The organism is Kitasatospora sp. NPDC022856 (assembly GCF_055561235.1).
The window spans coordinates 20,771-44,028 of the sequence record NZ_JBVHHE010000047.1 but is presented as its reverse complement, the minus strand read 5'-3'; the positions used below and the strand labels follow the sequence as shown (position 1 = coordinate 44,028).

Genomic DNA, 23,258 nt, shown 5'->3' with positions numbered 1-23,258 from the left:
CCAGCACCACCCGCCACACCCGCCCACCCGGGCACGACAACGCCGCTGCACCCGACCACCCGGTCCGGTCCAGCGGCGTCGTGGCACACCCGGACACCGACGCGGCCCGGTCGCTACCGCGCGAGCCGCCCCAGCAGCCCGGAGGCCGCCGCGATGCCGAGCCCCGAGGCCAGCGTCAGCACCGCGAAGTCCAGCGGAAGGTGCGCGGGGGTGCCGATGAGGAGCCCCCGCAGCGCGTCGACCTGGTAGCTGAGCGGGTTGGCCCGGCTGACCGCCTGCAGCCAGCCGGGCATCAGGTCCACCGGGTAGAGCGCGTTCGAGGCGAAGAACAGCGGCATGGTGATCGCCTGGCCGATGCCCATCAGCCGGTCCCGGGTGAGCACGAGGCCGGCGATGGCCATCGACAGGCACGAGAAGAAGGCCGACCCGAGCACCACCGCGACCACGACGCCGAGCAGCCGCAGCGGGTTCCAGGTCATCGCGACCCCGAGCGCCGCCGCGAGCACCACCACCACGGCGGCCTGCAGCACCGCCTTGACCCCGGCGGCGAAGGCCTTCCCGGTGACCAGCGCGGCCCGCGGGGTCGGGGTGACCAGCAGCTTGGTGAGCACGCCGGAGTCCCGCTCCCAGATGATCATGATGCCGTAGAAGATCGCGATGAACATCGCCGACTGGGCGATGATCCCGGGCGCCAGGAAGTCCAGGTACGGGATCCCGCCGGTCGGGATCGCCTTCAGCCGGGTGAAGGTCTCGCCGAAGACCAGCAGCCAGAGCGCCGGCTGGACCGCCCGGGTGTACAGCTCGGTCCGGTCGTGGCGCAGCTTCTGCAGTTCGACCACGCACATCGCGGCCACCCGGGCCGGCACCACCCGCCACCCGGTGCGGGCACGCGGCGGGACCAGCAGCAGAGCGAGGTCGGGCAGGTCGGCGGCCGGGGCGGGGCCGGCGGGTTCAGCCGACACGGCCGGCCGTGCGACGGGTTCGGCGGACATCGCTGAAGTCTCCTTCCGTGGCCTCGCCACGGCCCAGGCCGCGGCCCGAGAAGTGGCGGAACACGTCGTCCAGACTGGGCTCGGACTGCCGCGGGTCCTGTTCCCGGACCCGGTCCTTGAGCTCTCCCGGGGTGCCGAGCGCGCGGATCCGGCCGCGGTCCATCAGCGCGATCCGGTCGCAGTGCCGGTCGGCCTCGTCCATGTAGTGGGTGGTCACCAGGACGGTCATCCCGGTGGCCCGGCGGATCGCGTCGACGCGCTCCCAGACGCCGGCCCGGGCGATCGGGTCCAGGCCGATCGTCGGCTCGTCCAGGACGAGCAGGCGCGGGGCGCTGACCAGGGCCTGGGCGAGTTCGAGCCGGCGCACCATGCCTCCGGAGAAGGTGCCGGCCATCCGGTCGGCGGCCTCGGTGAGGTCGACGGCGGCCAGCGCCTGGGCGACCCGCTCGGACCGCTCGGACCTCGGCACGTCGAAGACCCGGGCGAACAGGGCGACGTTCTCGCGACCGGTCAGCCCCGCGTCGGCGGACAGCTGCTGCGGGACGTAGCCCAGCAGCCGGCGCACCTGCGTCCGCTGCCGGGCCGCGTCGTGGCCGAAGACCCGGACCATGCCGGCGGCCGTCGGGAGCAGGGTGGTGATCGCCCGGATCGTGGTGGTCTTGCCGGCGCCGTTGGGGCCGAGCAGGCCGAACACCTCGCCGGTGCGGACCGTCAGGTCGACCCCGTCGACCGCCTTGGTGGCACCGTCCTTCCCCCGGCCGCGATGGAAGGAGTACTCCAGGCCGCGGCAGACCACCGCCTCGTCCTCGCCCGACGTCATCGCCGCACCCTCCCCTTCGTCGCCGGCTTCTCCGGCTTCGTCGTCTCCGGCCTCGTCTCCGCTCGGGCGCGCAGACCCACCGCGACGCCGCGCAGCGCGGGCAGCGCGGCGTCCAGCGCCGTCCGCTCCTCGGCGGACAGCCCCGCCACGACCTCGCCGACCAGCGCCGACCGCCGGGCCCGCCAGGCCGCGAGCCGTTCGACCGCCTCGTCGGTGACGTGGAGCAGGGCGGCCCGGCGGTCGGCCGGGTCCACCTCGCGGCGCAGCAGGCCCAGCGCGACCAGTTGGTTGACCAGGGTGGAGACCGAGTTGCCGGCCAGGCAGAGCTCCGCGGCCGCGTCCGAGACCCGCAGGCCCGGCGAGTCGGCCACCAGGCGCAGCAGTTCGACCTGCGCGCCGCGCAGCCGGGGCTCGGTCAGGCCCTCCCGCAGCCGTCGTCGGACCAGGCGCTGGATCCCGACGAGGAGGGTGGAGAACTCGTCGCCCAGGGCGGTGTCGGAGGTGTCCGTGACATCCGCGGTCATGCCTCCATTTTAGCTCTCAGTGAGAGCTATCCGTCCAGGGCGCGGGCGGTGGAACGCCGCTCGGACCGGACGTCCACGTCGGATTCACGCCACCGCCCCGGGGGCTCCGAACGGCCGGTAGACCCCGGCCCGGCGCGCACCCGCCGGGCCGGGCCGCCACTACGGGACCGGCTGCGGTCGGGTGACGCAGTGGATGCCGCCCCCGCCGAGGCCGATGCGGTCGATGTTCAGCTGCTCGACGACCCGGCCGGGGAAGAGCAGACCGGAGCGTCGCCTTCGCCGCGGCGTCGGAGGGGGGAATCCCCGAACTGGGCGGCGCGGAACGTGGGGCCGGGGCCGCTGCTACGGGAGCGGCCCCTGCATCGTGGAGCAGTGGATGCCGCCGACCCCGGCCACCAGGCGGTCGACGTCGAGCTGGACGACCTCGCGCCCGAAAAACGCCTCGGCGAGTGCCCAACGGGTGACCGGTGGCCCGGCCGTGGGCGGTCGGGCCGTCGTACCCGGCGCCACAGCCCCGCTCTCAGTCTGACTGAAAGTTCGATCAAGACCGCGGACACGGGTGTGACCCGCCGAGTCGGGCCCGCTTCCCCGGGCACGAACAGGTCCGGACCGGTCCGGTCCGGACCTCGGCGCCTAGCGGCGCAGCCGCTCCAGCTCGATGTCGATCGCACCGGCCATCAGCTCACGCGCGTGCTCCCCCGGCAGGCTGCCGCTGAGCCACCGGACGCTGAGCCCCTCCATGAGCGCGGTCAGCCGCTCGGCGGAACTCGCCAGCGCGGCGGCCCCGTTCATCGGCCGCACCTTGCCCAGCAGGTCGGCGACCTCCTGCACCCACACCAGCGTCGCGCGGGCTAGGTCCTCCCGCAGGTCCGGGTCGAACACCGCGCTCGCCCGCAGCTCGCCCCAGGCCGTGCTGTTCTCCCGCACCTCGGGGGTGTCCTGGAGCTCCAGCAGCAGGGTCTGCTCCAGCTCGCTCCGGGCGTCCAGCGGCGGGGCGTCCGGAGCGCGCTCGGTCGTGTAGCGACCGGCCCGGTCGTTGATGAACTCCAACGTCGCCCGGAGGATCCCCGCGCGGTCCTTGAAGTGGTAGTAGATCAGCGCGGTGGAGACGCCGGCTTCGGACGCCAGCTCCTCCACCCGCAGCCCGCGGACACCGCGCCGGGCGATGACCCGCGCGGCCGCTTCCATGATCAAGCTTCGACGGTCAGCCACGGGGGATCATCCTATCGGGAGGTCCGCCCGGTGGCTGCCTCCAACCCGAACCTGACTGAAACTACAGTCGGGGGGGATGATCCGGTGCGATTCCGGACACCGGCGCAGCCGTGGGCCCTCCCACCGGGCCGGCGCCGCCACCCCACTCGATCCGCCTCACCCGCTCCGCCTGAGCCGCGGGGCCGGGCCCGGCGGCCCTTCGCGTCACCCGGCCGACCCGAGCACGACCGGGTCCCGGGCGAGGTCGGCCAGCAGGGCGTCCAGCTTCGCCCGGTCGACCGAGGGCATCACGAAGACGTGCACGTAGCTGCGGCGGGTGGTCTCGTCGCCCGGGACCATCAGCACGTCCTGGGAGGACAGCGACCACTTCGCCACCAGCTCGGGGCTCGGCTTGCGGAACCGCACGGTGACCGCGCCCGGGGTGCGGGCCGGCCAGAGTTCGACGCCCGTCTCCCGCTCGATCCCCCGCAGCCGCCGCTCCAGGTACCCGGCCAGCTCCTGGGCCCGGCGTATCCGGTCCACCTGGTCCTGGTAGGAGTGCCGGGACAGGTGGTCCCAGATGACCAGCGGGGAGAAGCCGTTGCGGGAGCCCGCGAAGGTGGTGTCCGGCGCGCCGATGTACTCCGGCTGGGACGGCGGCGAGATCTGGTACTTGACCTTCGTCATGTAGATGCCGCAGGGCCAGGGCGCGCCGGGCCACTTGTGGCCGCTCATCGCGATCGAGGAGACCATGTCCAGCTCGCCGTGCTCCCGGGTGGGCAGCCTCAGGCCGAAGTCGTACTCGGGCAGCTCGACGTCGGGGGTCCAGCCGTACGCCGGGTCCTGGTCGGCCAGCCGCAGGAATGGCGCGTAGCCGGCGCCGAGCGCGCCGTCCACGTGGATCCAGAAGCCCCGGCGCAGGTCGACCAGCGGCTCCCCGGTCCGCGGGTCCGTGCCGTAGACCACCTGGCGCTCGACCAGGCCGTACCGCTCGAAGATCGGCAGCAGCCGCTCGCAGACCTGCCGGACGTCGTCGTGGGCGCCCTTGAAGGTGCTGCCGAGGTTGAGGTTCACGAAGACCGGGTGCCCGTTCGCGGCGAAGAACTCGACCAGCACCGCGAGGGCGTCGACGTCGATCTCGCCCGGGCCGTCCCAGGAGAGGCCCGAGGGGCCGGGGCGGGAGGGCACCTCGGTGGGCCACTCGCGGCGCCCCGTGGAGGGGTCGACCAGCGGGCACCGGTCCGCGTACTTCTCCAGGCCCACGGCGTGGAAGGTCTCGACACCCAGCACCCGCACCGCCTTGGCGAACGAGTAGTGGGTGTCCTCGGAGTAGAAGGCCACCGGCCGGTGCGCGTTCGGGTTGTCCCGGTCGGGCGCGGCCTGCACGTACCGAAGGGCGTCGAACGGGGCCGTCGGCGGCTGGATCAGCGCCTTGCCGCTCAGGTAGTCCCGGGCGTTCCAGAGCGCGTACATGTTGCCCTCGGTCGAGCCCATCGAGAGCATGTAGCCCCAGTAGGACTCGGGGTCGGCGGGGTCGTGCGGCCGCTCGGCGTTCCACAGGGCCGCGTAGTAGTCGAGCACCGCGCGCTCGACCACCTTGGTGTTCGGCTTGTAGCCGCCGCTCTGGAACGGGTCGCCGAGGTTGTTGATGTTGTTCGGCATGAACCGGGCCAGGTCCAGTGCGCAGCCCTGCATGTCCTGGGTGGCCTGGTAGCCCACCAGGTGCCGGCGCTTGCGGGTCAGGTACTCGTCCACGGTGTCCAGGGCGCGCAGGCGCCGGTCGTCGTCCAGCCCGCCGGTGGGGAGCACGAAGTCGCGGCCGTCCAGCTCCGCCCCCGGGTCGACGGCGGTCGCGGCGGCGAAGGTGGCGGTCGGGCTCATGGGCGCGGCACTCCAGGGTGTTGGTGTGGGGGGCGACGTGGGGGTCGCGGTGGGGGCCGCACGGGGTCGCCGCGGGCCGTCCACCGGCGGGGAACGCCGCAGGGGCGTTCGACGCTCGCGGTCAGGATGGAACTTCCCGGCGCCCGGGGGAAGTTCCTCCGCACAAGATTCGGTGGCACGGCCCGAGATCTTGCGGATCGGCGGAGACAGCTGGAATCCTGCCCGGCATGCCGAACATTCCACCGCCCCGCAGAGCGCCCGTCGACGACGTGGACCGGGCCATCCTGCGCGTCCTCTCCGAGCACGCCCGGCTGCCCAACAACGCGCTCGCCGAGGCGGTGGGCATCGCCCCCTCCACCTGTCTGGCCAGGGTCCGCGCCCTCCAGGAGCGCGGGATCATCCGGGGCTTCCGGGCCGACGTCGACCCCGCCGCGATCGGCCTGCCGCTGCAGGCGATGATCTCCGTCCGGCTGCGCGCCCACACCCGGGAGCAGAACGAGAGCTTCCGCGGCACCGCCCCCGACCTGCCCGGCGTCCTGGCGGTGTTCCACATGGCGGGGTCCGACGACTACCTGCTGCACGTCGGCGTCGCCGGGCCCGAGGGCCTGCGCGACTTCGTGGTGGACCACCTCACCACCCACCCGGCGGTGGCGCAGACCCGGACCAACCTGATCTTCGAGCAGATAGCCGGCCGCCGCTACCTCGGCGACCCGCTCCCGTCGACCGGCTGAGCGGCCGAGCCCCCGGCGAGCGGCGGACCGGCCGGTCCGCCGGAGCAGCGGGGTACCGGGGTACCCGGGCCCCGCCGGTGCGGCACGTCCGGCCGAATCGGAGGAGCATCGAGTGCGGGGGCGACCGCGGCGGCCGCGCCCGCCGGTGCGGCGGCACTCGGCGCGGTCGGCCGGGCACGAGGAGGAAGGCCATGATCGTCGACTGCGCGCACTACCGCGACGGACGCCGCCAGCACGAGGGCCCCATGCCGCTGGAGGAGGCGGCCGCGCGCTGCGCGCAGGGCGGGTTCGTCTGGCTGGGCCTGTTCGAACCGGCTTCCGAGGAGCTGGCCACCGTGCGCGAGGGCTTCGGACTGCACGAACTCGCCGTCGAGGACGCCCAGGCCCACCACCTGCGGCCCAAGGCCGAGCGGTACGAGGACGGCACCGAGCTGATCATCCTGCGCACCGCGCGCTACGACGACGACCGCGAGGAGGTCGACTCCGGCGAGATCAGCGTCTTCCTCGCCGAGCACTTCGTGATCACCGTCCGCCAGGGCATCGCCAGCGAGCTGGCCGGCGCCCGCAACCGGCTCGAACGCAGCCCCGAACTGCTGCGGACCGGCAGCGCCTCGACCCTGTGGGCGATCCTCGACCAGGTGGTCGACAGCTACGCGCCCGTCGTCACCGAACTCGAACGCGACATCGAGGAGATCGAGGCCACGGTGTTCTCCGGCACGGTCGCCCCGACCGAACGGATCTACTTCCTGCGCCGCGAGGCCACCGACTTCTACCGGGTCGTCCACCCCCTGCTCGCCGTGCTCGCCCGGCGGCTCCAGCCCGGCCGGTCGGCGCCCGAACTGCTGCCGTACTTCCGGGACGTGCACGACCACCTGCTGCTGGTCAACGAGGAGGTCGCCGCCCAGCGCGACCTGCTGGCCACCGTCCTGGAGGCGAACATCGCGGTGATCTCCGTCGAGCAGAACCGGATCAACCTCCGGCAGACCGCCACCATGGAGCGGCTCACCATCGTCGCGACCGTCTTCCTCCCGCTGTCCTTCGTGGTCGGCTTCTTCGGCCAGAACTTCGGCTGGCTGGTCGACCACATCGGCAGCCTCACCGCGTTCGTCGCGCTCAACGTCGGCGGCCTGCTGCTGCCGTGCCTGCTGCTGTACATCTGGCTGCGCCGGCGGCGCGCCCGCCCGGCACCCCCGGTCCCGGGGGCGAACAGCGCCGTCCGGCACACCCCGAGAGCCCCGATGGGGTAGGGCGGCCCACCGCCCGCGGCGGATACCGGCCACCTGACGCGCGGCCTGTTCCCCACCCGCCCGCCGAGGCGTAGCGTGACCGCGTGAACGCGGACCCGCTCTCCCGGCACGACGTCGTGATCGTCGGCGGCGGCCACAACGCCCTGGTGGCGGCGGCCTATCTGGCCCGGGCCGGCCTCCGGGTGCTGGTGCTCGAACGGCTGGCGCAGGTCGGCGGGGCGGCGGTGTCGGCCCGGGCGTTCGCGGGCGTGGACGCCCGGCTGTCGCGCTACTCGTACCTGGTGAGCCTGCTGCCGCGCCGGGTCGTCCGGGACCTCGGGCTCCGGCTGGACCTGCGGCGGCGCCGGATCTCCTCCTACACGCCCACCGTCCGGGACGGCCGGCCGACCGGTCTGCTGGTGGACGCCGCCGACCCCGCCCGGACCGCGGCGTCCTTCCGGGCGCTGACCGGTGACCCGCGCGAGTGGGAGGCCTGGCAGAGCTTCTACGCGGCGACCGGGAAGCTCGCCGAGCGGGTGTTCCCGACGCTCACCGAGCCGCTGCCCGCCCGGGCCGGGCTGCGCCGGCGGGTCGCGGACGACGCCGTCTGGGAGTCGTTCTTCGAACGCCCGCTGGGCGAGACGATCGAGCGGACCTTCACCGACGACCTGGTCCGCGGCGTGGTGCTGACGGACGCGCTGATCGGCACCTTCACCCACGCCCACGACCCCTCGCTGCTGCAGAACCGCTGCTTCCTGTACCACGTGATCGGCAACGGGACGGGCGACTGGGACGTCCCGGTCGGCGGGATGGGCGCGGTGACGGGCGCGCTGGCCGAGGCGGCGCTGGCGGCCGGCGCGGAGATCCGGACCGGCTGCGAGGTCACCGCCGTCGCCACCGACGGCACCGGAGAGGCCGAGGTGTCCTACCGCCACCGGGGCGGCGAGGCCACCGCGGTGGGCCGCCGGGTCCTGGCGAACGCCGCTCCGGCCGTCCTGGCCCGGCTGCTGGGCGAGGACCCCGGGCCCGCCCCGGAGGGCGCCCAGCTGAAGGTCAACATGGTGCTGCGCCGGCTGCCACGGCTCCGGGACCCGGCCGCGGATCCCCGCGACGCCTTCGCGGGGACCTTCCACATCGCCGAGGGGTACCGGCAGTTGGAGACGGCCCACGCCGAGGCGTCGGCCGGCCGGATGCCCTCGGTGCCGCCGTCGGAGATCTACTGCCACACCCTCACCGACCCGTCGATCCTCGGGCCCGAGGCGCTCCGGCAGGGGCTCCAGACGCTCACCCTGTTCGGACTGCACATGCCCGCGCGGCTGTTCACCGATCCGGCGGCCAAGGAGCTCGCGCTCGCGGCGAGCCTGGCCCGGCTCGACGAGGTGCTGGCCGAGCCGCTCGCCGACTGCCTGGCCACCGACGCCGCCGGGCGGCCGTGCGTGGAGGTCAGGACGCCGCTGGACCTGGAGCGGGAGGTCGGCCTGCCGGGCGGTCACATCTTCCACCGGGACCTCGCGTTCCCCTACGCGACCGGGGAGCCGGACGGCGCCGCCGCCCGCTGGGGCGTGGCGACGGCGCACCCGAACGTGCTGCTGTGCGGCGCGGGGGCGGTCCGCGGCGGTGGTGTCAGCGGCATCCCCGGCCACAACGCGGCACAGGCCGTCCTGGAGGACCTCGGGCCGTAGCCGCCGAACGGCCGCCGGCTCAGCGCACCGGCAGGTCCAGCACGGCCGGGTCGGCCGGCGTGGAGCCGAAGGTCACGGTGGAGCCGGACGGCGTGCGACCGCCGTAGAGGGCGTCCCGGGTGCCGAGCACCAGCGCGAGCCGGTGACCGGCGGGCAGGTCGTAGGCGGTGGCGAAGAGCGTGACGTCCAGCGGGAACGGCTGCCCCGGCGTCCGGTCGGACCAGCTCTGCGGGCCGTGCGAGATCAGCCGGCCCACGCCCAGCGCGTCCACGTCGTAGAGGTAGGCGACGGCCGTGCCCTGCGGGGCGGAGGCGGTCACCGTGGTGTGCACCCGGGCCGCTCCGCGCACCGCCAGGCCCTGCGGCCGGGGCGGCGACTGCCGGACGACGGCGGCGGAGCGGTCCAGCAGCGGGACGGCCGCGGTCGGCGCCCGGTGGAGCACCTGGTCCGCCAGCCCGGACAGCAGGGCGACGCCGCCGCTCGCCCCGAAGGCGTTGCCAGTAGCCGTCGATGGATCACCCCGCCGCCCCGCCCCACCCCCGCCGATCGGCAGGGTCGCCGACCCGCCGAACGTCCGCAATGCGGCGTCCGGTGCCCGGTCATCGGGCATGATCACTTACGCTACTGAGCAGTCATCAGTTCGACGGATGACCGAACAGCACATGAACCATCGAACAACCAGGGGGGAAACCATGCTCCGTCGCATGTCCGCACTGACCGTCTCGGCCGTTCTCGCCGGTGGCCTGCTCCTCGCCGCCGCGCCCGCCCAGGCCCGCGCCTCCGTCTCGGTCAACATCGGTGAGCTGCAGGTCCAGGCCGCCAAGCTGCGCCAGCAGGCCCAGCGCCTGCGCAGCCAGGGCCACTTCCAGGAGGCCAACGTCACGGACGCCCGCGCGGCCGCCATCGAGGCGCAGATCCGCCGCTACGAGGAGTGCGAGCGCAGCGTCCACTGCTGACCGGTCCACCCGGGAGACCCCCGCGACGCGGCGCCCCGGCGCTGCGACGCGGGGGTCTCCCCGCGTTCCCCGCTACGGCCGGCCCGGGGCGGCGGGGCCGCCCGGCCGGCGGGTGTGGGCGAGGAGCGCCGGGACGACGACGTCCCACGTCCCCTCGGGAAAGACCTCGTGCCCGGTGCGTTCGAGGGCGATGAAGCGGGCGCCGGGAATCTCCGCCGCCAGGGCGCGCCCGTGCTCGACCGGGAACAGCGGGTCCTCGTCGCCGTGGAGCACCAGGGTGGGCGCGGTGATCCCGCCGAGCCGGTGGCGCCAGGGGCGGCCGGCATCGAGGAGGTAGGGGTTGGTCGACTGGGCGGCGATGTCGGCGGCGTGGTCCACGACCCGGGCGGCCAGCCGGCGCGCGGCGTCCTCGTCGAACGGCCGCGAGACGGCGGCGAAGGGGCGCTCGCCCTCGACGATCGAGGCGATGACGGCGTCCCGGTCGGACCAGTCGACCCCGCCACCGCCGTCCGCTCCGGCCTCGCCGTCACCGTCCTCCACTCCGGGCCCGGACCCGGCCCCGGAACCGGCCTCGGACTGGGCCTCGGACTGGGCCTCGGACCGGGCGAAGAAGGCCGCGAGCCGGTCCGACATCGGCGGGAGGTCCGCCTGCTCCTGTCCGGGGATGCCGGGCGTGGACGACGCGCAGGTGAGCGTGGCCACCCGGTCCGGATGGTCGAGGGCCAGCAGCTGGCCGACCGCGGCGCCCTGCGACATGCCGACGACGTGGGCCGCGCCCAGGCCGAGGGCGCCGATCAGGACGGCGGCATCGTCGGCCAGGTCCGGCAGCCCGTACGGCGGGGCGCCCACCTGGTAGGTCGTCGATCCCCCCGCGTCGCGGCTGTCGTACCGGATGACGAACCTGCCCCCGTCGGCCAGCCGCCGGACGAAGCCGTCGCTCCAGTTGAGCGCGCAGTGGCCCGCGCCGTGGATCAGGAGGACGGCGGGATCGGCGGGATCGCCGAGGAGGTCGGCGCTCAGCTCCGCGCCGTTGACCTTGAGGATGCGCCGGCCGGTCGCCATCGGGCCGCTCCTTCGCGGATTTCCGTCACGTGTCACGACGACCCTACGGCCAGGCGGGTCGTTCCCCGGCGAACGTCCGCACCCGACCGGTGGGTGGTGCGCTTCGGTCCCGTCGCCCGTGGGCAGCCTTCCCGGGCGGGGACACGGATGCGAGGAGGACGGCATGCGCCAGGACGAGGCCAAGCACTTCGACGAGCGGACGGCGGCGGGTGACACCGCCGCCGAGCCCGGCGGCGCGGCCGATCCCGAGGCCCGCTACCGCCGTTCCTCGGCCTTCCTCATCGACGAGGCCCTCGGCTTCCTCTTCCCCGCCGCCCTCCGCGCCGCCGCCGACGTCGGCGTGGCCGACCACCTCGCGGACGGCCCCCGCACGCCCGCCGAACTCGCCACCACGACCGGCCTGGACGCCCGCAGCCTGCACCGGGTGCTGCGCCTGCTCGCCACCCGGGGCGTGGTGGCGGAGGACGACGCGGGCCGGTTCACGCTGACCGACGCCGGCCAGGCGCTGCGCAGCGACGTCCCCTGCTCGGCCCGGACGGCCGTCCAGATGCTCACCGACCGCACCATGTGGCAGCCGGCCGGCGAGCTGACGAGCTGCCTGACCGAGGGCACCGCGTCGTTCGAGGCCATCTTCGGCATGCCGTTCTTCGACTGGTTCGCCCAGGACGCGCGGACCGCCGCCGTCTTCCACGGCGGCATGGCGGCGATGTCCGACGCCGAGAACGCGGTCATCGCGGCGGCCTACGACTTCCCGGAGACCGGCACCGTCGTGGACGTCGGCGGCGGCCACGGCGGCCTGCTGCTGGAGGTGCTGCGCCGCAACCCGGGCGTGGCGGGCGTCCTCTACGACCGCGCCCACGTCCTGGCCGGCCATCGTCTCGACACCGACAAGGAGATCGCGGGCCGCTGGACCCTCGCGGAGGGCGACTTCTTCGCGTCCGCACCGCCCGGCGACATCCACCTGCTCAAGCGCATCACGCACGACTGGGACGACGAGACCTGCGTGACCCTGCTGACCAGCTGCCGCCGCTCGCTCCACCCGGGCGGCCGCGTCCTGGTCCTGGACGCGGTGGTCCCCCGGGGCAACGCCCCGCACCAGTCCAAGACCCTGGACCTGATGATGATGGCCTCCCTCACCGGCCGCGAACGCACCGAGGCGGACTTCGCCGCCCTCTTCGACCGCGCCGGCCTACGCCTCTCCCGCGTCCTCCCCACCCCCACCGTCCTTTCCGTGGTCGAGGCCGTTCCGGCCTGACGGATCATCATGTACTGCTCGAAGGTGGTGGTCCCGGCTCCCGGGTCGAGTCGGCGGGGAGGAGTTCGGCGGTGCGGTGGGCGACCTCGTGGTGGAGGGCGTCGCGGACGACCCGGACGGCGGGGTGGGTCACCGCCTCGCGCCGTACGGCCAGCGTGATCGGCAGCCGGATGTCGACCTCGTCCGGCAACAGCCTTCGCAGCAGGGCCCGTTCGGCGAGGAAGGCCGGCAACACGCCGATCCCGGCGCCGAGTCGGGTGGCTTCGACCTGGGCGAAGACGTTCGTGGAGGAGAACGCGGGTGTGACGCCCGGCAGATGGCGTTCGATGTCGAGGTCGCCGACCTGGAGCATCGAGTCGATGTAGAAGATCAGCGGATGCTCCCGCAGCTCGGCGACCGAGCCGGGCGGACCGGACCGCGCGAGGTACTCGTCGGCGGCGTACAGGCCCAGCGCGTAGTCGGTCAGGTGCTCGGTGACCAGGCGGCTGCGCGGTGGCCGGCCGATCGCCAGGGCGAGGTCGAAGCCGGTCGGGCGCAGATTCAACTGCCGCGTGGCCGTGATGAGTTCGACGCGCAGTCGGGGGTGGCGCCGGCGTACCCGAGCCAGTGCCGGGGTGGCGAAGACGGTGCCGAAGCCGTCCGGGGCGCTCACCCGGACGGTGCCGTGCAGGGACGGCGCGTCCTGACCGGAGACCGCGTCGACGACCCTGACGAGGGCGTCCTCGATCGCGCGGGCGCTGTCCGCGACGGACCGGCCGGCGTCGGTCAGGCCCCAGCCCTCCGTGCCGCGTTCGATCAGCCGTACCCCGAGGCTCTTCTCCAGCGCGGTGATCCGGCGGGACACCGTGGTGTGGTCCACGCCGAGCGCGTCGGCCGCGCTGACCAGCCGGCCCGTGCGGGCGACGGCGAGCAGGTACCGCAGGTCGTCCGCGCGGAGTGCGCGCGGGTCGGGGCCGCCGTGCTCCGGCCGCGGCGGCGGCTCCGGGTCGTCGCCGACCGGGCGGGTACGGGAGGGCACCGGGGCAGCGTATCTGCATTCGCGCACACCCCGTCTGCACGATTGGTGCTTGAGCGCACGACTCGGGGGCGGCAGAGTCGGGGCACCGTCGGCCGGCGCACCCGGCCGCCGTTCCTCCCCGCGTCGAGAGGGTCCCCCAATGGTCGCCGGCCTGTCCCTGCCCCGGATCGTGCGCGTCGGCCGCGGCGCCGTCGAGGAACTGGGCGACGTCGTCGCCGGACTGGGGCTGAGCCGGCCCCTGCTCGTCACCGACGCGTTCCTGGTCGGGACGGGCGCGGCGGAGCGGGTGACCGCGACGCTGGCCCGGGCCGGGCTGAGCCCTCGCCTGTTCTCCGGCACCGTGCCCGACCCGACCACCGACTCGCTGGCCGCGGGCCTGGAGGCGCTGCACGGGCACCGGGCGGACTCCGTCATCGGGTTCGGCGGCGGCAGCCCGATGGACAGCGCCAAGGCGCTCGCCCTGCTGGGCGTTCAGGGCGGTCGGATGCGCGACTACAAGGCGCCGCGCGTCAACCACGGGCCGGCGCTCCCGGTGATCGCCGCCCCCACCACCGCCGGCAGCGGCTCGGAGGCGACCCAGGTCACCGTCATCACCGACAGCGGCACGGACGAGAAGATGCTCTGCCTGGGCCCGGCGTTCCAGCCGATCGCCGCCGTCGTCGACGCGGACCTGACCCTGTCGATGCCGCCCCGGCTGACCGCCGACACCGGCGTCGACGCCCTCACCCACGCCGTCGAGGCGTACGTCAGCCGCAAGGCCAACGCCTTCTCCGACGGTCTGGCCCTCACCGCGATCGCCACCATCGGCCGCCATCTGCGCCGCGTCTACGCGGACGGTTCGGACGCCGTGGCGCGCGAGGCCATGATGCTGGCCGCGACCCAGGCCGGGATGGCCTTCTCGAACTCCAGCGTCGCCCTCGTACACGGCATGAGCCGTCCGATCGGCGCCCACTTCCACGTCGCCCACGGCCTGTCGAACGCGATGCTGTTCCCCGCGGTGACCGCCTTCTCGGTGGCCGCGGCCCCCGGCCGGTACGCCGACTGCGCCCGCGCCCTGGGCACCGCGAGCGTGACGGACGCCGAGGGCGCGGCCGCCGCCAAGCTCGTCGACGCCCTCCACGAGCTCTGCCACGACCTGGCCGTCCCCACCCCCCGCGCCCACGGCATCGACCCGGCCGCGTGGGCCCGGCTGACGCCCCTGATGGCCGAGCAGGCCCTGGGGTCGGGCTCCCCCGCCCACAACCCCGTCGTGCCCACCGCCGAGCAGATCCAGGAGCTCTACGCCCGGATCTACGCCTGATCACCGCCGACGCCCGCCGGGCTCACCCGTCCGCACGGTGCGGTGGCGCCGGGTCGGCCCAGCCCGGGCGGCCGGTCGAGGCGGCACGGCCGCGTGGTGCCGGCCCCCGGCTCAGTTCGGCGCCGCGGCCACGGCCACCGGCGACGAGCCGCCGGGCACCAGCAGCCGCGGCGCCCCGCCGCCGTCCGCCGGCACGCTCCAGACGTCGGTGCCCTTGCCGCCCTGGCCGGGCAGCGCGTACCCGAGCGTCTCCCCGTCGAGCCAGACCGCCTGGTCGTCCACGCTGCGCGACTCGGCCAGCGGGTGCTCGCCCATCCCCGCCAGCTCCAGCACGTGGAGCCGCCAGGGCGCCGCCGGGTCGGTCGAGACCTTCTTCTTGAAGGCGATCCGGGTGCCGTCCGGCGAGAGCGAGGGGCACTCCACGTTCTCCCGCAGGGTGCGGGCCGACCAGGCCCGGAGGTCCCCCTCGACCAGGTGGGTCCGGCCGCCGGTCGAGACGGTGGCGTAGAAGCGGTTGTCGTCGGCGGCGAAGCTGACGCCCCAGTAGTTGACGTCGGCGGCGTGGTAGCGGGCGCCGTCGACGGTCAGCGGGATGGACTCGATGGACTTGACCAGGTAGCCGGTACGCAGGTCCAGGACCGACGTCCGGGTGGAGAAGGTGCCCGCCGCGTAGGAGTCCCCCACCGCGAAGGCGGTCCAGGCGAGCAGGTGGCCGGAGGCCGACACCCGGGCCCGGTTCGGGATCCCGGGCACCGTCACCGACTGGAGCTCGGTGAACTTCCGGTCGTACACCACCGCCTGGGTCCGGGCCGGGGTGCCGGGCAGCGCGCGCAGGCACAACGCCCGGTCCCCCGCGGCGTGGAAGCGGACGCAGGACGGGCCGTCCGCCACCCCCGGACCGCGGGCGACCCGCCCGGTGGCGGAATCCCGGTAGTAGAGCCCGGGCTCGTCCAGGGTGAACGAGCTCGCGGCGGCCACCAGCCGCTGCCCGCCGCCGCGTTCCCTGGCGTGCAGGACGTACCCCAGGGAACCGCCCAGCAGCACCAGGGCCGCGGTGATCAGCACCAGCGAACGCGCTTTCACGAGACCTCCCTCTCCGGCCGCTCCGGCAGGATCCGCCGTGCCGCGACGAGTGCGGCGGCCAGCGCGAGCGCGGCCGCCGCCAGGGCCGGACGCGGCCCCCACCACGTCCAGGCCGCACCGAAGCCCGCCGCGCCGACCAGCCGGGCCAGCGCCTGACCGGTCTGCAGCACCGCGAGCCCGCTCGCCCGGCCGTCGAGCGGCAGGACCGGCCCGGCGAGTGCCATCAGCACACCGTCCGTGGCGGCGTAGAAGACGCCCAGGAGGACCAGGACGAGTACGGTGGCCGGCCAGCCCGGCGGGGCCATCACCACGAGGTAGGCCGCGAGCAGCGCACCGTGCCCCCAGAGGAACGGGGTGCGCCGCCCGGACCGGTCCGCGATCCGGCCCGCCGGTACGGCCAGCAGCAGGTAGCACGCCGCGGCGCCGAGCGGCAGCAGCGGGAAGAGCAGGGCCGGCAGGTCCAGGCCGCGCTGGAGCAGCAGGTAGAGGAAGGAGTCGCCGATCGTCGCGGCGCCCAGCAGCACGGCGGCCGTGACGACCCGCCGGAACACCGGGTCGCCGAGTGCCCTGGGCTTCTTCCCCGTCCTGCCGCGCTCGCCGGTCCTCCCGCCGGCCGGCCTCGGCTTCACGCCGACCGCCGGCTTCACATCGGCCACCGGCTTCACGCCGACCGCCGGCCTCGCCCCGGCCGGGACGAAGAGCACCAGCACCAGCACGCCGAACAGCCCGGTGGCGAAGCTGACCACGAAGACCGCGTCGTACGCGTCCGCCGTCGCCCACAGCACCACGAACGCGACCAGGGGGCCCAGCAGCGCCCCCGTGGTGTCCATCGCCCGGTGCACCCCGAACGCCCGCCCGAGCTCCTCCGGCGGCGCGCTGAGCGAGATCATCGCGTCCCGCGGCGCGGTCCGCACGCCCTTGCCGAGCCGGTCGGCGGCCAGCGCGGCGGCGATCCCGGCGGCCGCGCCGCCGGCCAGCAGCAGCCCGAGCCGGGAGAGCGCCGACAGCAGGTAGCCGACCCCGGCGACCGTCCGGTGCCGGCCGCCGCCGCGGTCGGCGAGCTTGCCGCCGAGCAGCCGGACCAGTGCCGTCGCCCCGTTGAACAGCCCGTCGAGGAACCCGAATTGAAGCGGCGAGAGGCCGAGCCCCAGCACCAGGTAGAGCGGCAGCACGGCGGTGACCATCTCCGAGGAGACATCGGTGACCAGGCTGACCGCGCCGAGCGCGACGACCGTGCCCGGGACGCGCCGTCCCGCCCCGGCGGGGCGGGACGGCGCGTCCGGACGGCGGCCCGTGGTGGCGAGGTACATCATCAGTGGCAGCTGTACTTCGGGCTGGTGTCCTTGACCTGGCCGTCCGTCCCGACGTAGCTCCAGCCGTAGCCGGAGTCGGTGAAGTCCAGCTTCAGCACGCCGTAGTCACCGCTGATCCGCTTCTGGCTGTTCGGCTGGACCTGCTCGATCGGGTAGGGCTCGGCGCCGCCCATCCCGCCGACGATCTCGACGATCCCGTCCGCGGTCGCCTTCCCGTCCGGGTCCTGCGGGGCGAACCGCTCGTAGTGGTGGTCGTGCCCGTTCAGCACCAGGTCGGCCTTGGCCCCGTAGAGGATCTTCCACACCGGCCGGGAGACCGGGTCGTTGCCGTGGCCGCCGGAGGAGTACAGCGGGTGGTGCCAGTAGGCGGCGATGCACTTCTTCCCGTTGGCCGCCAGGTCGGCCTTCAGCCAGTCGATCTGGGCGCTCTGGTCGAAGGCGTTGGAGTCCAGCGCGACGAAGTGCCAGTTGCCCTCGTCGAAGCTGTAGTAGCTCTTCCCCTGCGGGTAGGCGATGCTGCCGAAGTACGCCTTGTACCCGGCGAGCGACCCGGCCGGGTCGTAGGTCTCGTGGTTGCCCGGCACCGGGTGGGTCTTCGCCTTGAACGCCCCCCAGGTCTTGTCGTAGTAGGCCTTGAAGTCCGCCAACCGGGCGTCGTCGTACTGGCTGTCACCCATCGTCAGGTAGAACTTGGGGTTGATCTGCTGGGCCAGCGCGGCCGTCTTCGGGTGCGCGCAGCCGCTGTCCGCGGCGGTGCACTGGGCGGCGATGTCGCCCGCCGCCACCACGGTGAACGCCCCGCCCGGCGCGGTACCGGTCGGCGAGGGGGTGCCGGTCGGCGACGGAGTGCCGTCCGGTACCCCGTACACCTGCATCTCGAACAGCGAGTACCCGTACGACGTCCCGCGCGCCGTCCCGTACATCCGGACGTAGCGGCCCTTTCCGGCCAGCCCCGTCCAGTCGTCCGTCCCGCCGTTACCGGCCTTCTCCTCGGCCACCGCCGTCCAGGTCACCCCGTCCGCCGACACCTCCAGCCGGTACGCCTTCGCATAGGCGGCCTCCCAACTCAGTTTCACCCGCGAGACGTTGGCGCTCATCCCGAGGTCGACCCGCAGCCACTGCGGGTCCTTCCCCTCCACACTGGCCCACCGGGTGGAGGTACTCCCGTCGAACGCCTTCCCCGCCGCGTACGACGACCCCTCGGTGGAGGAGGCCGTCGCGGCCTTCCCCTGCGAGAGGAGCGGGTCGACCGCCGCCCCCGCCTGCCCGGACCAGCCGAGCAACAGGCCGCCGAGCAACGTGATCACAGCGGCGAACACTCCGACACGAACAGGTCTTGCCGAGACACCCAGACGCATCCCTGAACTCCATGACCTTGAGTAGATGGCGAGAGCTGGACTCCGGTCCACAGCACACGAACTCACCGGGCGAGCGGCAACCGCGCCACCGCAGCGGCCGGGTCAGAGCTCTCGCTGAGCACGTCACACCCCCTTCGAGCCGGGGTGCCGTGCCAAGCCGCCGACCGACAGCCTAATGGATAGTAAAGTTCCCTACCAATAGTTCGGCAGCACCGAACTTCCGCCCGCCCAGCGGATCGTGGCCCTGTCCGAACGCCTCGCCGGACCCGTCTCCACGGCCCCGACCGACCGCCGGAATGCCCGCTACCGCCTCGGACCTGCGGCCGCGTACGCCGCGGCGCCGGTCGCGAACAGGGCCCACGCCGTCCCGGTGGACGCCGCCGTGCCGGGCAGAACGGCCATCCAGTGGAGCACCTGCCCCGCGGTGCCGCCCGGCGGCGGTACGAGGAGGGTGAACGCGAGCCAACCGGCCGGCGGGGTCCAGGCGAACGACGCCCCGCACGGCGCCGCGCCGAGCGCCGCCAGGCCGACCAGGCCGACCAGGCCGACCAGGCCGACGCTGTCCCTGACGACCACCCCGACGAGGCCGGACGCGCCGTCAGCAGCACGTGCACGACCCGGCGGGACAGCCGGCGGATCGCCGCCGTCCGCTCCAGCACCACGTCCTCGTCCGAGCCGCCCGGTGCTCTCCCCCGTGCTCTCACACCAGCCGGACACCCGAAGCCGCAGCCAGGTGCCACCTCCGCCATGACCTGCGTCACCGTTCGGCGCGGGAGTGCGAGGCCCCCGGCCGCCGAGGGAGCGCCGCCGGGCCCCGTCCCGCCGGGAGCGCCCTCGCGCGCCGGCCGGTCAGGCCGTGGCGGCCAGCCCGCGGCCCTGCTCCAGGAACGCCATGGTGCCGATGACGCCGCCGAGTTCGCGGATCGGCCGGGCGGCGCCGAACGGCGCGTTCCAGAACTCGCCCCGCCGCGGGGTGGGCGGGCCGACGTACGCGTACGGCTCCGCCTGGAACGCGTCGCCGGGTGAGACGCCGTAGTTCACGCCGTCGACGGTCACCCCGATGTCGAAGTGCTCGGGCCAGATGACCGGGTCCGCCCCCGCGAACAGCCCGCGCAACGCGGCGTCCCCGAGCGCGAAGCACCGCGCGAGCCGGCGGGCGGCGGACGGGTCCGCCTCGACGGCGTCGTCGGCGGCCACGACCGGTCCGTCCCCGTACAGCCCGGCCGGGGCACCGACCGCGAGTCCGAGGGCCGCACCGAGCGCCGTGCAGGTGGTCCATTCGAGGGACAGCGCCTGCCCGGGCGCGACCAGCTCCGCGCCGATCACCCACAGCCGCGGTTCGGCCGTGGTGGCGAAGCCCCCCGCGCAGGCGCGCAGCCTGATGGTTCCGCTGTCCCGGTACTGCGGCCCGGCCAGGACCAGCTCGGCCACCGCGTGCAGGGCCCGGCGGGTGCGTACGAGAGTCTCGGTGTCCATGAGGGCATGCTCCCGCAGCCCGAGGCACCGCGCACAGCCTGCCGCCGGGCGGCCGCACAGGCCGGCCCCGCCGGTCGTCGCCGGCCCTCGCGCCGCACGCGGTGGCCCCGGTGTGCCGGACCCGTGCGACGGCAGCGGGGCGCGTCCTCAGGCCCGGCCGGTCGGCCGCAGTTCGCGTTCGAGCGCGGCCAGCGCGAAGGCGTGCGCCGAGGCGTGCTGCCAACGGGCCCGCCCGAACATCACGTCCCCGGAGAGCCCGTTGAGCATGGCCACCGCCCTGATGACGAACTCGGTAGGGTCCACGTCGGCGAACTGCCCCAGCGCCCGCCCCTCCCGGAGGACGGCTTCCAGCCGCTCCTCCCAGACGTCGGACAGGTCGGTGAGAACCTGCCGGCCGGCGTCGTCGTGGCACTGGGCCAGCACCTGCGTCCACAGCGCGTAGCGTTCGTCGCCCGGGTGGCGGGGCAGGTAGTAGCGGACGAACAGCGCCAGTTTCTCGGCGGGGGACGCGGCCTCGTCCGCGGCCCGCTCGAACCGGGTGCCGAGGTCCGCCTCGCTCCACGCGAGGACCTCCAGCAGCAGCCGGTCCTTCTTGCCGAAGTGGTAGAGGATGTGCCCGGTGCTCATGCCGGCCCGCGCGGCGATGTCCGACATCCGCACGGCCGCGGTGCCCTTCTCGGCGATGACGCTGATGGCGGCCCGCATCGCCCGCCCCCGCGCTTCGTCGCCGCTGGGCTGGCGCTTCCGGTCGACCGAGGTCGGGGAGGGCTGGGGAGCGGCGCCCGGTTCAGTGCCCGTCCCAGCGCCCGACGCGCCGCCCGCCTCGGCACCCTGCGCGGCACCCGTCACCGGCTCGGTCTCTCGCGTCGACATGGCCGCACCTCGATCCTGGGGGTCTAGATCCGTAGTCTAGACTGAAATTCTAGTCAGTGCGCCGGAGGCGTGGTGGGCCGCGTACGCGCGACCGGCCCGCCGCCCGGCGATCCACCTGCCCGACCCCCACCCAGGAGGCACCCGCATGACGCGCGGATTCGACGTTGTGGAGACCTGTATCGCCGACCTGCGCGAGGCACTGGAGAAGGGCCGGACCACCGCGGTCGAGCTGCTCGACGCCTACCTCGCACGGATCGACGCGTACGACCGGCCCGGCACCGCCACCGCCCTCAACGCGATGGTCGTGATGAACCCGGACGCCCGCGCCGAGGCCGAGGCCTCCGACGCTCGCCGCGCGCGCGGCGAGACGCTCGGCCCGCTGGACGGCATCCCGTACACCGCGAAGGACAGCTACCTCGCGAAGGGGCTGACGGCCGCCGCCGGTTCGCCGGCCTTCGAGCACCTCGTCGCCCAGCGCGACGCCTTCGCCATCGAGCGGCTGCGCGCGGGCGGCGCCGTCCTCATCGGCCTGACCAACATGCCGCCGATGGCGAACGGCGGCATGCAGCGCGGCGTCTACGGCCGCGCGGAGAGCCCGTACAGCGCCGACTGGCTCACCAGCGCCTACGGCTCCGGCTCCTCCAACGGCTCCGGCACCGCGACCGCCGCGTCGTTCGGCGCGTTCGGCCTCGGCGAGGAGACCTGGTCCTCGGGCCGGGCCCCCGCCTCCAACAACGCGCTGTGCGCCTACACGCCCAGCCGCGGCGTGATCTCGGTGCGCGGCAACTGGCCGCTCGTGCCGACCATGGACGTCGTGGTCCCGCACACCCGCACCATGGCCGACCTGTTCGAGCTGCTCGACGTCATCGTCGCCGACGACCCGGAGACCCGCGGCGACCTGTGGCGCGCCCAGCCGTGGGTGCCGCTGCCCGCCGCCTCCCGGGTGCGGCCCGCCTCCTACCCGGCCCTCGCCCCCGCCGACGCCGGGGCGGCGCGGGCCGCGCTCGCCGGCAAGCGCGTCGGCGTGCCCAGGATGTACATCAACGCCGACCCCGAGGCCGGGACGAACCCCGAGGGCGGCATCGGCGGCCAGACCGGACAGCGGATCGACACCCGCCCCTCGGTGATCGCCCTGTGGGAAGCCGCACGTCGCGACCTGGAGGCCGCCGGCGCCGAGGTCGTCGAGGTCGACTTCCCCGTCGTGTCGAACTACGAGTCCGACCGCCCCGGCACGCCCTCGCTGCTCACCCGCGGCCTGGTCGGCCGTGACTACCTCACCGTCGAGATCGAGGACCTCTCCGCCTGGGCGTGGGACGACTTCCTGCGCGCCAACGCCGACCCCGCGCTCGCCACCCTGGCCGAGGTCGACGGCGACCGCATCTGGCCCAAGCAGCAGGGCGAACTCCCCGACCGCTACGACGGCTTCGACGACACCATCGGCGACTACCCGCGCTTCGTCCGCGAGCGCCCGTACGCCTCCTTCACCGACATGCCGCACCTCGAAGCGGGCCTGCGCGGACTGGAGGAGACCCGCCGGGTCGACCTGGAGGAGTGGATGGACGAACTGCGCCTGGACGCCGTCGTGTTCCCCGCGGTCGCGGATGTCGGCCCCGCCGACATGGAGGTCTCCGAGGCGTCCGCCGACCTCGGCTGGCGCAACGGCGTCTGGGTCGCCAACGGCAACCTGGTCCCCCGTCACCTCGGCATCCCCACGGTGACCGTGCCCATGGGCACCATGACCGACACCGGCATGCCCGTCGGCCTCACCTTCGCCGGCCGCGCCTACGACGACAACGCGCTCCTGACCCTCGGCGCCGCCTTCGAGGCGACGGCCGCCCGCCGCACGGAACCGCCGCGCACCCCTCGACTGCCCGCCGAGTGACGTGACGTGACGTGACGTGATGTGACGGGGCGGAGCGGGGCGGGGGCCGGGGTCTCCCCGCTCCGCCCCGCCGCTGGCGTGGGACGCGAGGGCGCGCCGCCCGACATCTCCGCCGACGTCCGAATGTGTCCCGATCGATCAGGAATCGAGAAGCGCGGGCCACGGCGTTGCCCCTAGCCTGCACGCCATGGACATCAGCATTCACACCACCACCCTTCCGCACGACGACCCGGATGCGTCGCTGGTCTTCTACCGCGACGTCCTGGGCTTCGAGGTCCGCAGCGATGTCGGGCAGGGCAGGATGCGCTGGATCACGGTCGGCCCGGCCGGGCAGCCGGGCACGTCGATCCTGCTGGCGCCGCCCGCCGCCGACCCCGGCATCACCGAGGACGAGCGCCGCACGATCACCGAGATGATGGCCAAGGGCACCTACGGCTGGATCCTGCTGGCCACCCCGGACCTCGACGCCACCTTCGAGAAGGTGCAGGCCGGTGACAGCGAGGTCGTCCAGGAGCCGACCGACCAGCCGTACGGCGTCCGCGACTGCGCGTTCCGCGATCCCGCGGGCAATCTGATCCGCATCCAGGAACTGCGCTGAGCCGTACGGGTACCGGCGCGGCTGTGCGAGCCGCCGC

23 protein-coding genes are annotated in these 23,258 nt (G+C 74.3%); 8 read left to right on the top strand and 15 right to left on the bottom strand.

The features are described from left to right. Positions 1 to 113: 113 nt before the first annotated feature. The 6 genes from ACZ34W_RS33650 to ACZ34W_RS33625 all read right to left on the bottom strand — a co-directional run bounded on the left by ACZ34W_RS33650 (position 114) and on the right by ACZ34W_RS33625 (position 5,408). Positions 114 to 992 (bottom strand): ABC transporter permease, encoded by an 879-nt coding sequence (locus ACZ34W_RS33650; RefSeq protein WP_465609595.1) that lies wholly within the window; start codon positions 990 to 992, stop codon positions 114 to 116. Further along, complete coding sequence (locus ACZ34W_RS33645; protein ID WP_329491075.1) at positions 952 to 1,812, bottom strand: ATP-binding cassette domain-containing protein; 861 nt, start codon at positions 1,810 to 1,812, stop codon at positions 952 to 954. The genes ACZ34W_RS33650 and ACZ34W_RS33645 overlap by 41 nt, the downstream gene beginning before the upstream one ends. Continuing rightward, positions 1,809 to 2,336 carry a MarR family winged helix-turn-helix transcriptional regulator gene (locus tag ACZ34W_RS33640; protein ID WP_465609593.1) on the bottom strand — a complete coding sequence of 176 codons (528 nt, stop codon included), beginning with the start codon at positions 2,334 to 2,336 and terminating at the stop codon, positions 1,809 to 1,811. The genes ACZ34W_RS33645 and ACZ34W_RS33640 overlap by 4 nt, the downstream gene beginning before the upstream one ends. A gap of 342 nt (positions 2,337 to 2,678) precedes the next feature. Continuing rightward, positions 2,679 to 2,846, bottom strand: a complete 168-nt coding sequence (locus ACZ34W_RS33635; protein ID WP_329491072.1) for an agmatine deiminase family protein — start codon at positions 2,844 to 2,846, stop codon at positions 2,679 to 2,681. A 123-nt stretch (positions 2,847 to 2,969) separates the two neighbouring features. Next, complete coding sequence (locus tag ACZ34W_RS33630) at positions 2,970 to 3,524, bottom strand: TetR/AcrR family transcriptional regulator (protein WP_465609600.1); 555 nt, start codon at positions 3,522 to 3,524, stop codon at positions 2,970 to 2,972. Between the two features lie 228 nt (positions 3,525 to 3,752). Then, positions 3,753 to 5,408 carry a PLP-dependent aminotransferase family protein gene (locus ACZ34W_RS33625; protein WP_465609590.1) on the bottom strand — a complete coding sequence of 552 codons (1,656 nt, stop codon included), beginning with the start codon at positions 5,406 to 5,408 and terminating at the stop codon, positions 3,753 to 3,755. Positions 5,409 to 5,635: 227 nt separating this feature from the next. Here ACZ34W_RS33625 and ACZ34W_RS33620 point away from each other — a divergent pair, with 227 nt between their 5' ends. The 3 genes from ACZ34W_RS33620 to ACZ34W_RS33610 all read left to right on the top strand — a co-directional run bounded on the left by ACZ34W_RS33620 (position 5,636) and on the right by ACZ34W_RS33610 (position 9,047). Continuing rightward, the gene (locus tag ACZ34W_RS33620) at positions 5,636 to 6,139 is read left to right on the top strand and encodes an Lrp/AsnC family transcriptional regulator (protein ID WP_329491069.1); all 504 of its coding nucleotides are present in this window, start codon (positions 5,636 to 5,638) and stop codon (positions 6,137 to 6,139) included. A gap of 191 nt (positions 6,140 to 6,330) precedes the next feature. Continuing rightward, positions 6,331 to 7,386, top strand: a complete 1,056-nt coding sequence (locus tag ACZ34W_RS33615) for a magnesium and cobalt transport protein CorA (protein WP_465609588.1) — start codon at positions 6,331 to 6,333, stop codon at positions 7,384 to 7,386. 83 nt (positions 7,387 to 7,469) lie between these two features. Beyond that, positions 7,470 to 9,047, top strand: a complete 1,578-nt coding sequence (locus tag ACZ34W_RS33610) for a phytoene desaturase family protein (protein ID WP_465609586.1) — start codon at positions 7,470 to 7,472, stop codon at positions 9,045 to 9,047. A gap of 19 nt (positions 9,048 to 9,066) precedes the next feature. Here the strand turns inward: ACZ34W_RS33610 and ACZ34W_RS33605 are convergent, their stop codons facing one another. Further along, entirely contained in the window at positions 9,067 to 9,657 is a 591-nt protein-coding gene (locus tag ACZ34W_RS33605) for a CocE/NonD family hydrolase C-terminal non-catalytic domain-containing protein (protein WP_465609584.1), read from the bottom strand. A 94-nt stretch (positions 9,658 to 9,751) separates the two neighbouring features. Between ACZ34W_RS33605 and ACZ34W_RS33600 the strand changes: the two genes are divergently transcribed. Next, complete coding sequence (locus tag ACZ34W_RS33600) at positions 9,752 to 10,003, top strand: hypothetical protein (protein WP_465609582.1); 252 nt, start codon at positions 9,752 to 9,754, stop codon at positions 10,001 to 10,003. A 72-nt stretch (positions 10,004 to 10,075) separates the two neighbouring features. Here ACZ34W_RS33600 and ACZ34W_RS33595 read toward each other — a convergent pair whose 3' ends face one another. After that, positions 10,076 to 11,065: an alpha/beta fold hydrolase gene (locus ACZ34W_RS33595; RefSeq protein ID WP_465609580.1), complete on the bottom strand. Its 990-nt coding sequence runs from the start codon at positions 11,063 to 11,065 to the stop codon at positions 10,076 to 10,078. Positions 11,066 to 11,228: 163 nt separating this feature from the next. Between ACZ34W_RS33595 and ACZ34W_RS33590 the strand changes: the two genes are divergently transcribed. After that, the gene (locus ACZ34W_RS33590; RefSeq protein ID WP_465609578.1) at positions 11,229 to 12,320 is read left to right on the top strand and encodes a methyltransferase; all 1,092 of its coding nucleotides are present in this window, start codon (positions 11,229 to 11,231) and stop codon (positions 12,318 to 12,320) included. A gap of 7 nt (positions 12,321 to 12,327) precedes the next feature. Here ACZ34W_RS33590 and ACZ34W_RS33585 read toward each other — a convergent pair whose 3' ends face one another. Next, positions 12,328 to 13,338: a LysR family transcriptional regulator gene (locus ACZ34W_RS33585; protein ID WP_465609576.1), complete on the bottom strand. Its 1,011-nt coding sequence runs from the start codon at positions 13,336 to 13,338 to the stop codon at positions 12,328 to 12,330. A 139-nt stretch (positions 13,339 to 13,477) separates the two neighbouring features. Between ACZ34W_RS33585 and ACZ34W_RS33580 the strand changes: the two genes are divergently transcribed. Continuing rightward, on the top strand, positions 13,478 to 14,638 hold the full coding sequence (locus ACZ34W_RS33580) for an iron-containing alcohol dehydrogenase (RefSeq protein ID WP_465609574.1): 1,161 nt from the start codon (positions 13,478 to 13,480) through the stop codon (positions 14,636 to 14,638). A gap of 111 nt (positions 14,639 to 14,749) precedes the next feature. On the opposite strand, the gene ACZ34W_RS33575 is transcribed toward ACZ34W_RS33580, so the two are convergent. From ACZ34W_RS33575 to ACZ34W_RS33550, 6 genes are all read right to left on the bottom strand, one after another. Beyond that, positions 14,750 to 15,721, bottom strand: coding sequence for a TolB family protein (locus ACZ34W_RS33575; RefSeq protein WP_465609572.1), 972 nt, complete (start codon positions 15,719 to 15,721; stop codon positions 14,750 to 14,752). Continuing rightward, positions 15,718 to 17,031, bottom strand: a complete 1,314-nt coding sequence (locus ACZ34W_RS33570) for an MFS transporter (protein WP_465609597.1) — start codon at positions 17,029 to 17,031, stop codon at positions 15,718 to 15,720. Before ACZ34W_RS33570 ends, ACZ34W_RS33575 begins: the two co-directional genes overlap by 4 nt. A 2-nt stretch (positions 17,032 to 17,033) precedes the next feature. Beyond that, positions 17,034 to 18,341 (bottom strand): discoidin domain-containing protein, encoded by a 1,308-nt coding sequence (locus tag ACZ34W_RS33565; protein WP_465609570.1) that lies wholly within the window; start codon positions 18,339 to 18,341, stop codon positions 17,034 to 17,036. Positions 18,342 to 18,695: 354 nt separating this feature from the next. Continuing rightward, on the bottom strand, positions 18,696 to 18,968 hold the full coding sequence (locus ACZ34W_RS33560) for a hypothetical protein (protein ID WP_465609568.1): 273 nt from the start codon (positions 18,966 to 18,968) through the stop codon (positions 18,696 to 18,698). A gap of 273 nt (positions 18,969 to 19,241) precedes the next feature. After that, the gene (locus tag ACZ34W_RS33555; RefSeq protein ID WP_465609566.1) at positions 19,242 to 19,868 is read right to left on the bottom strand and encodes a hypothetical protein; all 627 of its coding nucleotides are present in this window, start codon (positions 19,866 to 19,868) and stop codon (positions 19,242 to 19,244) included. 147 nt (positions 19,869 to 20,015) lie between these two features. Next, positions 20,016 to 20,741: a TetR/AcrR family transcriptional regulator gene (locus tag ACZ34W_RS33550; protein WP_465609564.1), complete on the bottom strand. Its 726-nt coding sequence runs from the start codon at positions 20,739 to 20,741 to the stop codon at positions 20,016 to 20,018. A 145-nt stretch (positions 20,742 to 20,886) separates the two neighbouring features. Here ACZ34W_RS33550 and ACZ34W_RS33545 point away from each other — a divergent pair, with 145 nt between their 5' ends. Further along, complete coding sequence (locus tag ACZ34W_RS33545) at positions 20,887 to 22,623, top strand: amidase (protein WP_465609562.1); 1,737 nt, start codon at positions 20,887 to 20,889, stop codon at positions 22,621 to 22,623. Positions 22,624 to 22,810: 187 nt separating this feature from the next. Next, on the top strand, positions 22,811 to 23,221 hold the full coding sequence (locus ACZ34W_RS33540) for a VOC family protein (RefSeq protein WP_359811412.1): 411 nt from the start codon (positions 22,811 to 22,813) through the stop codon (positions 23,219 to 23,221). Positions 23,222 to 23,258: the final 37 nt, after the last annotated feature.

Excerpts from the sequence above, each read along its gene's own strand:
- ACZ34W_RS33605 (WP_465609584.1), bottom strand. The coding sequence starts at position 9,657 with ATGCCCGATGACCGGGCACCGGACGCCGCATTGCGGACGTTCGGCGGG.
- ACZ34W_RS33620 (WP_329491069.1), top strand. The coding sequence starts at position 5,636 with ATGCCGAACATTCCACCGCCCCGCAGAGCGCCCGTCGACGACGTGGAC.
- ACZ34W_RS33645 (WP_329491075.1), bottom strand. The coding sequence starts at position 1,812 with ATGACGTCGGGCGAGGACGAGGCGGTGGTCTGCCGCGGCCTGGAGTAC.
- ACZ34W_RS33600 (WP_465609582.1), top strand. The coding sequence starts at position 9,752 with ATGTCCGCACTGACCGTCTCGGCCGTTCTCGCCGGTGGCCTGCTCCTC.
- ACZ34W_RS33550 (WP_465609564.1), bottom strand. The coding sequence starts at position 20,741 with ATGTCGACGCGAGAGACCGAGCCGGTGACGGGTGCCGCGCAGGGTGCC.
- ACZ34W_RS33545 (WP_465609562.1), top strand. The coding sequence starts at position 20,887 with ATGACGCGCGGATTCGACGTTGTGGAGACCTGTATCGCCGACCTGCGC.
- ACZ34W_RS33630 (WP_465609600.1), bottom strand. The coding sequence starts at position 3,524 with ATGGAAGCGGCCGCGCGGGTCATCGCCCGGCGCGGTGTCCGCGGGCTG.
- ACZ34W_RS33580 (WP_465609574.1), top strand. The coding sequence starts at position 13,478 with ATGGTCGCCGGCCTGTCCCTGCCCCGGATCGTGCGCGTCGGCCGCGGC.
- ACZ34W_RS33615 (WP_465609588.1), top strand. The coding sequence starts at position 6,331 with ATGATCGTCGACTGCGCGCACTACCGCGACGGACGCCGCCAGCACGAG.
- ACZ34W_RS33640 (WP_465609593.1), bottom strand. The coding sequence starts at position 2,336 with ATGACCGCGGATGTCACGGACACCTCCGACACCGCCCTGGGCGACGAG.
- ACZ34W_RS33625 (WP_465609590.1), bottom strand. The coding sequence starts at position 5,408 with ATGAGCCCGACCGCCACCTTCGCCGCCGCGACCGCCGTCGACCCGGGG.
- ACZ34W_RS33650 (WP_465609595.1), bottom strand. The coding sequence starts at position 992 with ATGTCCGCCGAACCCGTCGCACGGCCGGCCGTGTCGGCTGAACCCGCC.
- ACZ34W_RS33555 (WP_465609566.1), bottom strand. The coding sequence starts at position 19,868 with ATGGACACCGAGACTCTCGTACGCACCCGCCGGGCCCTGCACGCGGTG.
- ACZ34W_RS33590 (WP_465609578.1), top strand. The coding sequence starts at position 11,229 with ATGCGCCAGGACGAGGCCAAGCACTTCGACGAGCGGACGGCGGCGGGT.
- ACZ34W_RS33570 (WP_465609597.1), bottom strand. The coding sequence starts at position 17,031 with ATGTACCTCGCCACCACGGGCCGCCGTCCGGACGCGCCGTCCCGCCCC.
- ACZ34W_RS33595 (WP_465609580.1), bottom strand. The coding sequence starts at position 11,065 with ATGGCGACCGGCCGGCGCATCCTCAAGGTCAACGGCGCGGAGCTGAGC.
- ACZ34W_RS33540 (WP_359811412.1), top strand. The coding sequence starts at position 22,811 with ATGGACATCAGCATTCACACCACCACCCTTCCGCACGACGACCCGGAT.